The following is an 8,508-nucleotide window of genomic DNA, read 5'->3' as shown; positions in this document are numbered from 1 at the left end:
GTTCGTCAGGTCAAGGGTTTGCCTAGCGCTTCCTTCAGATTCCACCTTGCGATGGACACCCTTGCATTTGGCTAACACTTCCCGTTGTAAAGGCGTGTTCGGGACTTGCACCCTAGAGTTACTGTCCATGCTGGGCACACATAAAAAAGCAAGCTCTACAATAATGTAAAGCTTGCTTTTGCAAATAAATAGTATCTATTTGTTATGCCAAACTAGCAGGACCGAACTCTTCAAAGAAAACTTGATTACTATCAATACCTAATTCTTTCAGGTCATTTAATTGTTTAGTTAAAAATAAAGTTGGACCACATAGGTAAAAATCCATGCTATTGTCAAAGGAAATTCCTTTTATTGACTCTAAGTTTACAATACCTTTATAACAAGTATCATTTTGTTTGTCCTGAGCAATATTGTCATAGAAGTTGATTACTGTTAAACCAGAGTGTTGGCTTTTCAAAGCAGCAATATGTTGTTGGAAGGCTTGAACTTTTGGATCTCTAGAACCGTGAATCCAAATAATCTTCTGGTCTTTTGGCGTTTCTTTCACTAGAGTTTCTAACATAGCTAATAAAGGTGTTTGGCCTATCCCACCACTAATTAAAACTTTAGTTCTATCAGACTCCTGTAATACAAATACTCCTGATGGAGCACTTACCTCTAGAGTTTCCCCAACATGAAGATTATCGTGAATAAAGTTACTTATTATTCCATTTTCATTTTGGTTAGGTTTCACCTCTTTTTTAACAGAAATTCTAAACTCTGAATTATTAGGAGCCATAGATAAACTATATTGGCGGATTTGAGTAAGTTCCATACTAGGAATATATAATTTCACACTTATATATTGCCCACTTAAATAACTTGGTACATCACTACCATCCTTAGGTACTAAGTAAAATGAAGTAATTTCCGAAGACTCCTCTACTTTAGCCTTTACTACAAATTCTTTGAATCCAACCCAGCTATTAGCAGTTTCTTTCTTCTTTTCATATAAACCTTGCTCATGACCTTTCATAAGGTTAGCTAATTGATTATAAGCAATTGCCCAAGCCTCCACAATCTCTGGAGTAGCTGCATCCCCTAGAACTTCTTTGATAGACTCTAATAGATGATGCCCCACAATATCATATTGCTCAGGAGTAATATTTAAACTAGTATGCTTATGTCCAATTGAGTTTACAACTGGCATTAAAACACCAGGGTTTGCAATATTCTCTGCATAAGCTAAAACGGCCATAGCTAAAGCCATTTGTTGCTTACCCATTTTTTGATTTCCCATATTAAAGAGATTCTTTAACTCTGGATGATGTGTAAATAAACGCTCGTAAAAGTGTGTAGTTAATGCTACTCCGCCCTCTCTTAATACAGGTACAGTAGCTAAAATAGTGTCTTTCTGACTTTGAGTTAACATAATTTATATATTTGATGAACAGCAAAAGTAAAAGATAAAATCAAATTAACCTCGTTTTTTGTCTTAAATAAAATACAAAAGACTCTTTTATCCGTAATAAAATTAAAAATCAACTATCAGAGCCACTTTGAAGGTCTTTTCTAGTATAGAATAATAAAAAAAGTACCTTTTAAAAAGGCCCTTTTAGGTGTTTTTTACTTTGGTTAGTCATATGTAAGATAGGGTAAGGTTTTCCTTGGTCGTCCATCTCCTGTCTAGATTCTACTATAAAACCAAGATGAGAATAAAACTTCACGGCTTGGGTATTTTGCTCGTTTACACTCACTTTTTCTACACCAAATTTTTCAATAGCATACTCCAATAAAGGACGTCCTACACCCATCCTACGACAAACATTATCTACAAATAGCATTTCTAATTGGTTTTCATGTACTCCCATAAAGCCTAGAATTTGCCCCTCTGGGTCTAATAAGCCGTAAAGTTTCACATGCTCGAAATAGGAGTGTAAATGCTTCTTATAATAAACAAAGTCTTCTGGTTGTAAAAAGTCATGTGTTCCCAAAACTGCATTTTCCCATATCTGCATTAAGCGGGGGTAGTCTTTGGAAAATATTCTAGTTATCATGATTGCGTATTTAAGGCAAAGATGCGACTTCAAGGCATACTTTTCTAAAAATTAACCCATATTTAGTACATTACTTCTTAAGCTAAGTGAGCCTACTGCTTTGCTTGCTCAAAACCCTTGGTTTTGACTTGCCTATTTTATTGAAGTTGTTTTTTAAAAGTAATAAAAATCTGTGTTCCTAAAGACTTTTGACTTTCAATAGAAATAGAACATTGCACCACTTTACAAAGTTTACTTACAATACTGAGTCCAATTCCATTACCAGGAAAATCTGTTTCATCACAGAACTCTCCTCTATAAAAGCGCTCTTGAACAAAACTAAGATCCTGTGGGTGCATACCAACACCGTTATCTTTAAAACACAATTGGTATCTACCATCCTTTAAAAATGTACTAAAGATAACAAGGCTCCCATACATAGTGGAATATTTGATAGCATTGGAAATCAAATTATCTAAAATAACTTCAATTAAATCTTGGTAATTCTCTATATGGTAAGAATCTACTTTAAAGTAGTCTAGCTGTATATGCTTCTCTTGCAACAAAAGGCTATATCGAGATAGACTATTGCCTACTTCTTGTTTTAAGTCTAAAGTAGATAAACGCAAAGTAGCTGAATTATTTTCCACTCTTGTCAATAACAAAAACTGCTCTACCAAACGCTCTAATCGCTGTACTTGATTTAAGGTGTAATTGATCTTTTGAATATATTCTGTTGGAGTCCTTTGCTTTAATAAAAGAATTTCCAAATTTCCTTTAACGATAGACAAAGGAGTACGCAGCTCATGAGAGGCATCTTCAGAAAATTCTCTAGCCCTATTTATCTGAGCTTGTAAGCGGTCTAGTAAAGAATTAATAGTCTGGGCCATATCATAAAGCTCATCTTTATAAATAGGCAGTGGAATACGCTGTGACAAATTGTCTTTTGAAATGCGTTTTGCAGTAGAATTAATGGTCGAAATCGGTTTTGTACATGCCTTAGCTATTACACGAGCAAATAAGAAACTAAGTAAAATCGCTAAAGGAAAGGCGATAGTTAGAACAATTTTTAAATAATTTAAAGCAAAAGCATTCTTTTGAATACTAATAGCAACAACTATATAGCCTACCACTTTGGCACTATGATAGAGCTTGGCTTGTGCAGCTACAAGTTCTATAGAATTTAATTCAATAAGGTAAGGAACATTCTCTTTTTGATGCTTATCCCATACAAGGGTGTTTTGCACTAAGTTCGGAGAGTGATCCTCTAATACGAAGTCTTTATTATAAATAGCAATAAAGACAGGGTTTAAAGCCACATCGGTATGTTCGACTTCCTCCCATTCCCTAGGGTGAATATAATCAACAAAGGTATCTTGGTGAAGGGTATAATCTTGATGAGACAAAATTTCATTTTCCAAGATTTCAAAAATACTTTTATTTACACCTTTTTGAACGCTATAATAAATTACAGCGAAAATAACGCATAACATTAATGAAAAGCCCAAAGTAATAAAGAGGGCAATTCTATTTTTTAAGGACAAATATTTAAACATCTTTGGATATATAACCTTTCCCTCTAACTGTCAAAAGTCTTGGGTCGTCTTTTCTAAGTTGTAATTTTCTTCTTAATGCATTGATAAAAACCTCTATAACAGAAGTGTCATAATCGTGATGTATATCCCATATTTCACTTATAATAGATTTGCGATCACATACTTTATTTTTATTGGAAAAGAGATAACAAAGTAAATTGTACTCCCTAAGGGTAAGCTCTACCTTTTGTTTGGATAAAAAAACCTCATTACTTTGTAAGTTAACACTTATATTACCCATCTGCAATACATTAACAGGTGAAACATCCCGTATATAAACCCCAATACGAGCTATTAGTTCCTGAAAATTAAAAGGCTTTTTGATATAATCATTAGCCCCGGATTCTAATCCTAAAACCACATTTTCTATAGTGTCTTTTGCAGTCAAGAAAATAATAGGAGTATCTCCATTTATATTTTGCTCTTGTCGAATTAATTTACATAAATCTAGGCCACTAATACCAAGTAGCATCCAATCTAAGAGTATCAAATCGAATTTTTGTTTTTGACTAACCTCATAGGCCGACTCACCGTTTAAACAATGAGTAACCAAAAAACCCTTCTCTTGTAAACCTTCTTGGATAAACTGAGCAATGCCTATTTCATCTTCTACTATTAAGATTGTGGGATTTTTCATAATGCTAAGGTACTAAAACCTTCAAGGATTTTTCTAACACCTTTACCTTTATTCCTTTTGTTTCTATCTTAGCATCCTCCCCATCAATTTGCAAAGTGATACCTGGTGAATCAGCTAGAAACTCAATCTCTTTAGCTTGTAATACTCTTGCCTTTTTCATTCGATTGATACGATGGGTTAACACACAAAATGAAAAGTAGAGTTGCTCTAATAAATTAAGTTTTTTTATGGCTAAAAAATCTAATTTCCCGTCGTTTAATTGAGCCTGTGGACTGAAACTAATTCCATATCCCGCTTGATTAGAATTAGAGCAGAACAAAAAGTAAAAAGAATCTTTAAACTCCGAGTTTTGGTCGATTTGAACTTTAAAGCTTTTGGCAGAGTAACTATAAACGGATTTTAAACTAGCTTTTAAATAACCATAAAAGTTTCTAGTTCCTCCTTGAGCATAACGATGAATTACATCGGCATCTATTCCCATACCAATATTCGAGAAAAAATAACTATCGTTTAATTTCCCCACATCAATAAAGGTGGAGTGTTGATTGCAGACTATATCTAAGGCCCTATGAACTCTAGAGGGAATTCTCAAATTACTGGCAAGTCCATTACCCGATCCTATAGGAATTACCCCCAAGGCTATAGATGTACCCACTAAGGCTTGCGCTACTTCATTTATAGTTCCATCTCCTCCACAGGCTACAATAGCTAATGGGTTTTGTTTTACAAAATCCTTAGCCAATAATGTTGCATGGTTAGCTTTTTGGGTAAAATGAACAGTAATACTTACATCTTTACCCAAAAAATACTCTTCAATTTCTTGAGAGATTACTTTACCTAAGCCTTTTCCGGCTATAGGGTTAACAATAAAAACAATTGTATTATTCATTTAAAAGTCTATTAGTAAATAAGTAATCCGCAGTCTGGTAATTTGCTATTACCGATTTTTCAAAATCAGAAAGCACTGGTTCTGGTTCCAAGTTATCCTTATCCCATTTGTATTGGTCGCTTAATTTTTGATTCGATAAGATAATCACATCGTCTCCTTTTTTAAGTCCTAACTTAATATAAGTTGCTACAAAAGAACGAGAGGTATACTCTGGGTCAAATATATCCTTGCCGTAAAAGCCAGAAACATACTCCCAATTTAATAAGGAGAATAAAGTAGGGAAGATATCGATTTGACTCACCTCTTTTTCCACATTTATATTACCTAATGCTTTTGAATTATAAATAAATGCTGGAATATGGTGGTTACCTACATCAATGGCAGATCTTCCCGCACTACTTGCACAGTGGTCGGAGATAAATACAAAAACAGTATTGTCAAACCAAGGTTTTGTTTGTACCTCCTTTATAAACTCACCAACGGCATAATCAGCATATTTCACAGCTCCATGTCTTCCACTTCCTGATGCAATATCAATCTTACCATCTTGGTAAGTATACGGTTTGTGGTTAGATGTTGTCATTACAAAGGCAAAGAAGGGCTGGTCTTCTTTATACTGCTGATCTGCTACTTGAATAACTTTATTATAGATATCTTCATCGGAAATACCCCAAGCGTTCTCAAAGGTAACTTCATTATTCTCGATATTGAATCTACTAGTATGAATCTTATCACTTAAGATACTACCTCTACCTCTATCATAAATATCAAAGCCATTTCCACCGAAAAATGCATTCATATTATCAAAATATCCATCTCCACCATAGAAAAACATATTGTGATAACCTTTGTCTTTAAACACATTGGAGATAGTATATAAGTTTTGATTATCTACTCGCTTAACTATACTGTGTCCAGGAGTTGGTGGAATCGATAAAGTTACAGCCTCCATACCTCTTACCGTCCTAGTTCCATTTGCAAACATATTGGAGAAATAAATACTATTATCCGCTAAATAATTGAGCGTAGGAGTAATGGGTCTACCCTCAAATTCTTCTTGCATAAAAGAAGAGCTTACACTCTCCATTAAAACAAAAATAATATTTGGTTTTAACTCTGGACTTTGTGGATCCGGGGCTAAAATAGTACGCCTTAAAGGATTTTTATGACTTTTATCAAAAACAGTTTTAGAATCTTGCAATTCCTTTTTAACAATATCAAAGGCTTCTTCTAATTCCAAAGACTTATAATGTTCATTATAATTTAAGTGATTATTTCTAAAGGCAGAAAAGAAAGAAAATATACCTGCTTTAGATATCTCATTGTTGTAACGATTCTCTGAAATGGAACTAGTATCATTGTTTAATAAATACAAAGAACTAACTACTAGTAAAAGATTAAATAAAAAAGCGGAAACTTTTTGAAGTCCTGATGCCTTATAAGTAAAAGTATAATGGAAAAATTTTCCTTTAACAGCTGCGAAAAAAGTTACAAATGTAATTACTAGGATTCCTCCTACTAAAAGTGGTAAAGGATAAGATTCTTGAATGTTCTTAACCACTTCATAGGTATAAATAAGGTAATCAACTGCGATAAAATTAAATCTACTTTTAAACTCCTCCCAAAAAGTTACTTCTGCAAAAAAAGTAAAATATATGATTGTTAGAAAAAGCAAAAACACAAAATTTACTACTATCCTATCTAGCCAACTATTAACAAAGCGATTTGGCAGTACTAAAAAATAAAAGTTCAAAAACAAACAGAACGTGCTTACCACACTAATGTCGTAGAGTAGTCCAAATAAAAAAGTTCCAAGTAAATCGTCAAGTGTCCAATCAAAATCTCCTTTAACCCATAAAGCAAATACAATTCTAAATAAAAAAGAAAGTATTATAAATAAACCAGAAAAAAAAAGTAGAACACTGTATCTACTTTTAGAAATACTTTTTAACATATTTAACATTTTAATACAAATATATTAGAATATCAAATATATCAAAACCTAAAATATTAATCTTAAGCAAATCTTAAGCTTACTTAAGTAAATTAATATCACTACATCCCATTTTTAAGTTACATTATCCTAATTATTCAAAGATTAATACTTAAAAATATTATATAAAAACACATTAACTTATTTTAAATCTTTTTGCTTATTTACAATTTCTTTTAACATTTGCTTACGTTTAACAGCAGCTTCCTGCTCTTTTTGCCTCTTTTTAGCTATTTTCTCACTTACAGCTTTTCTGTTTTTCGGGGTATTTCTACTCATATCTTATCTTTTTGACATACAAATCTACTACTTTTTTAAAAATCACTTATTACTTTCTAAAGGGGGCAGCTTCTATACTTTCATTAGGAACATAACGTAAATATTCCGTGGGAAATTCTTGCGATTTGTCAACCAGGTAACTTTCAAAGTCGCATTTTTGTAAAACTTTTCTAGAGGCAGCATTCTGTGGATCAATAAGAGCTATAATTGGTAGATCTGGTAAATGCTTTAATCCCTTTTGAACAAGGGCTCGGCAAATTGCAGTAGCATACCCTTTGCCCCAAAAACTAGGAGCCAAAACATACCCTACTTCTAACATAGAAGGGTCATTCTTATAAAAAACAATTTTCCCATGTCCTATAAACCTGCCGAAGCCATCTAGTATTTTATAATTTCCTATATAACTATGGGACTTATTTTGCTCTAACATACTTTGAAATTTCTCTTTTGCCTTTTCCAAAGACGAGGGCTGCTTAGTTATATATAACATTACCTTAGGGCAGCTAACTAAAGAGTAAAATAATTCGAAGTCTTCTTCTTGGAATTTTATAAGAGATAATAACATACTTATGGAGGTTTTTATATAAAAAGGAAATGTACAAAACATTTTATAAAAGAATATCTCCGATTACCAAAAATTATAAACCTCAACCTCACACAATACGAAGCAGTTATATATCCAAGAGTGAAAATATTAGAAAAAACCGTAAAAAAGGCTTTGTTTAATCATCAGAATTACTATATTTTCACCCAGTTAGACCAAAGGTATAACCTTGGAGAAATGGCAGAGTGGTCGATTGCGGTAGTCTTGAAAACTATTGACTGTAACAGGTCCGGGGGTTCGAATCCCTCTTTCTCCGCTGATTTATAAAAGATAACTTTTTTAAAAGTCATCAAAAAAGCACAAAACCTATGATTCACAACGAGTTATAGGTTTTTTCTTTTTTAAGAGTATCGCATTCTGTTCAAAAGTGGATCAAGTGCAAAAGTTGGGGACTACGCAAAAAGTTGCGTTAATCTAAATAAGAAAAAAGCTTTATCTCTAACACCTCTATACATCGTTCTGAAGTGTTTTATTTTAGCATTGAAGGATTCCGCAG

8 protein-coding genes, 1 tRNA gene and 1 pseudogene are annotated in these 8,508 nt (G+C 33.0%); 1 reads left to right on the top strand and 9 read right to left on the bottom strand.

The genetic code is table 11. The features are described from left to right. Positions 1–202: 202 nt before the first annotated feature. The 8 genes from hmpA to ACYSNX_RS12530 all read right to left on the bottom strand — a co-directional run bounded on the left by hmpA (position 203) and on the right by ACYSNX_RS12530 (position 7,973). Complete coding sequence (hmpA, locus tag ACYSNX_RS12565; protein ID WP_461755008.1) at positions 203–1,411, bottom strand: NO-inducible flavohemoprotein; 1,209 nt, start codon at positions 1,409–1,411, stop codon at positions 203–205. 169 nt (positions 1,412–1,580) lie between these two features. Continuing rightward, positions 1,581–2,036 (bottom strand): GNAT family N-acetyltransferase, encoded by a 456-nt coding sequence (locus tag ACYSNX_RS12560; RefSeq protein ID WP_461755007.1) that lies wholly within the window; start codon positions 2,034–2,036, stop codon positions 1,581–1,583. Between the two features lie 137 nt (positions 2,037–2,173). After that, positions 2,174–3,571 (bottom strand): sensor histidine kinase, encoded by a 1,398-nt coding sequence (locus ACYSNX_RS12555; protein ID WP_461755006.1) that lies wholly within the window; start codon positions 3,569–3,571, stop codon positions 2,174–2,176. After that, positions 3,564–4,247: a response regulator transcription factor gene (locus ACYSNX_RS12550; RefSeq protein ID WP_461755005.1), complete on the bottom strand. Its 684-nt coding sequence runs from the start codon at positions 4,245–4,247 to the stop codon at positions 3,564–3,566. The genes ACYSNX_RS12555 and ACYSNX_RS12550 overlap by 8 nt, the downstream gene beginning before the upstream one ends. Before the next feature lie 4 nt (positions 4,248–4,251). Next, complete coding sequence (locus tag ACYSNX_RS12545) at positions 4,252–5,136, bottom strand: diacylglycerol/lipid kinase family protein (protein WP_461755004.1); 885 nt, start codon at positions 5,134–5,136, stop codon at positions 4,252–4,254. Beyond that, entirely contained in the window at positions 5,129–7,090 is a 1,962-nt protein-coding gene (locus ACYSNX_RS12540; RefSeq protein WP_461755003.1) for an LTA synthase family protein, read from the bottom strand. Before ACYSNX_RS12540 ends, ACYSNX_RS12545 begins: the two co-directional genes overlap by 8 nt. A gap of 180 nt (positions 7,091–7,270) precedes the next feature. Beyond that, complete coding sequence (locus tag ACYSNX_RS12535; protein WP_461755002.1) at positions 7,271–7,408, bottom strand: hypothetical protein; 138 nt, start codon at positions 7,406–7,408, stop codon at positions 7,271–7,273. Positions 7,409–7,457: 49 nt separating this feature from the next. Then, complete coding sequence (locus ACYSNX_RS12530) at positions 7,458–7,973, bottom strand: GNAT family N-acetyltransferase (RefSeq protein ID WP_461755001.1); 516 nt, start codon at positions 7,971–7,973, stop codon at positions 7,458–7,460. 210 nt (positions 7,974–8,183) lie between these two features. Here ACYSNX_RS12530 and ACYSNX_RS12525 point away from each other — a divergent pair. Continuing rightward, a tRNA-Ser gene (locus ACYSNX_RS12525) sits at positions 8,184–8,268 on the top strand. Positions 8,269–8,404: 136 nt separating this feature from the next. Here the strand turns inward: ACYSNX_RS12525 and ACYSNX_RS12520 are convergent. Further along, positions 8,405–8,508 (bottom strand): annotated as a pseudogene (locus ACYSNX_RS12520) (ISAon1 family transposase); the annotation flags it as partial.

The organism is Myroides sp. LJL115 (assembly GCF_054871665.1).
Note: the sequence above shows the minus strand (reverse complement) of the source record. Positions and strands in the feature narration are given on the sequence as shown.

Bases quoted from the DNA above. Each gene is read 5' to 3' on its own strand.
- hmpA (WP_461755008.1), bottom strand. From the start codon at position 1,411: ATGTTAACTCAAAGTCAGAAAGACACTATTTTAGCTACTGTACCTGTA.
- ACYSNX_RS12555 (WP_461755006.1), bottom strand. From the start codon at position 3,571: ATGTTTAAATATTTGTCCTTAAAAAATAGAATTGCCCTCTTTATTACT.
- ACYSNX_RS12550 (WP_461755005.1), bottom strand. From the start codon at position 4,247: ATGAAAAATCCCACAATCTTAATAGTAGAAGATGAAATAGGCATTGCT.
- ACYSNX_RS12535 (WP_461755002.1), bottom strand. From the start codon at position 7,408: ATGAGTAGAAATACCCCGAAAAACAGAAAAGCTGTAAGTGAGAAAATA.
- ACYSNX_RS12540 (WP_461755003.1), bottom strand. From the start codon at position 7,090: ATGTTAAAAAGTATTTCTAAAAGTAGATACAGTGTTCTACTTTTTTTT.
- ACYSNX_RS12530 (WP_461755001.1), bottom strand. From the start codon at position 7,973: ATGTTATTATCTCTTATAAAATTCCAAGAAGAAGACTTCGAATTATTT.
- ACYSNX_RS12560 (WP_461755007.1), bottom strand. From the start codon at position 2,036: ATGATAACTAGAATATTTTCCAAAGACTACCCCCGCTTAATGCAGATA.
- ACYSNX_RS12545 (WP_461755004.1), bottom strand. From the start codon at position 5,136: ATGAATAATACAATTGTTTTTATTGTTAACCCTATAGCCGGAAAAGGC.